At 50.0% G+C, this 602-nt stretch carries 1 protein-coding gene; it reads right to left on the bottom strand.

The features are described from left to right. Positions 1 to 36 precede the first annotated feature (36 nt). On the bottom strand, positions 37 to 602 hold a 566-nt coding region (locus R7Q11_RS27695), incomplete at its 5' end, for a hypothetical protein (RefSeq protein ID WP_225467175.1).

Genomic DNA, 602 nt, shown 5'->3' with positions numbered 1-602 from the left:
GCCATTAGCTCGGGGCTTTTTGCTGTGGCGGTAAACCTACGCCAGTTCGCTGGTTGTGCAGTATTGCTGCACCTGCGCATCCAATTGTTTTTTGCATTGCTGGCTAAGTTGAAAATGCACTTGCATCAATAAGTCATGCGCATAAAAAAGCTCAAACGCATCGCCGCCGTTTTGCAGACAAATGGCTTCACATCGTTCAGCATGCACTTTGGCTTCTTTAGGTGCATCGGCTTTCAGCAAGCTCATCGCCAAACGATATTCTGCGCGCTCTTCCTGCATCCAACCGCCCGCTATTTTCCAATAATCCAGTGCTAGCCTTGCAGACTCTAACATCCTCGCTTTCTGCTCGTCAGTACGCTCTGAGAGCTCTTCATACTGACAAGCCAAGTTGTTTGCGGTGATTGCGATCGAACGCGCTAGCACCTCTTCTGCATCGTGTGGTGTCATTCCTAATGCGGCTTTCGCCAACCATTGACTCGCTGGTTCAAGCTGAGTAAGAGCAGAAAGTTCGTTCGCAATAAGAGAGAACACGCGACGCTGATCTTGCTCCTCTAGCAATGCCACATCCTCAGTGCCATCGACAAAAAAGCGTGCAACGGCGA

Source organism: Vibrio sp. 970 (assembly GCF_033339075.1).
This window is presented reverse-complemented; position numbering and strand designations above follow the sequence as displayed.